Here is a 574-nt window from a genome sequence, read left to right as displayed (position 1 = left end):
ATAACCATTCTCTTCGCCAAGATTAACCAGCCAGTCGGCTAAGACCCCACCGCCCTCTCCCCCCATTGCCAGCATGGCAATTTTGATAGGTTGTAATGCAATCATCCGTCTTCCCCTTAAAAACTCAGCCGTGCGCGCTGCTGGCTATCACGACGCTGTAACCAACCAATCACCTTGTGGCGTAGCCAATGAGAACCGCGTTCCCAACGTGGTGGATGGGTAATAATCTGTGCCTTGAAGAAGGACGGGCAGAGCACGGGCGGATGAGAAACCTCTCCGCATAACCCGCACCCCACACAGCTCTCCAAGACCGTAGCCACCGGATCGGTGCGTAGTGGGTCAGGATTGGGGGCGATCGACAACGATGGGCAGCCGGATAAACGGATACAGGAATGATCGCCAGTACAGGTATCAGGATCAACACCGAAACGTTCGCGCAGGACACGCTTACCCGCTGCAATGGCGCTGCGGGTGTGCTTTTTCTCACGGCGCTGCTTATTCAGCATGCATTCACTTTGGGCAATCAAAACCTTTGGGCCAGCTTCCTGGGTGGTTAATGCATCACGCAACGTCC

General features: G+C 55.1%; 1 protein-coding gene. It reads right to left on the bottom strand.

Going from position 1 to position 574, the window contains the following annotated elements; all coding sequences use genetic code 11:
• Positions 1 to 116 precede the first annotated feature (116 nt).
• Positions 117 to 574 (bottom strand): indolepyruvate ferredoxin oxidoreductase (locus tag IV04_RS24520; RefSeq protein WP_037441832.1); only part of this gene is annotated, 458 nt, incomplete at its 5' end.

Origin of the sequence: Serratia sp. Ag1, from assembly GCF_000743355.1 — a bacterium.
Classification (GTDB): Bacteria; Pseudomonadota; Gammaproteobacteria; order Enterobacterales; family Enterobacteriaceae; genus Chania.
This window is presented reverse-complemented; position numbering and strand designations above follow the sequence as displayed.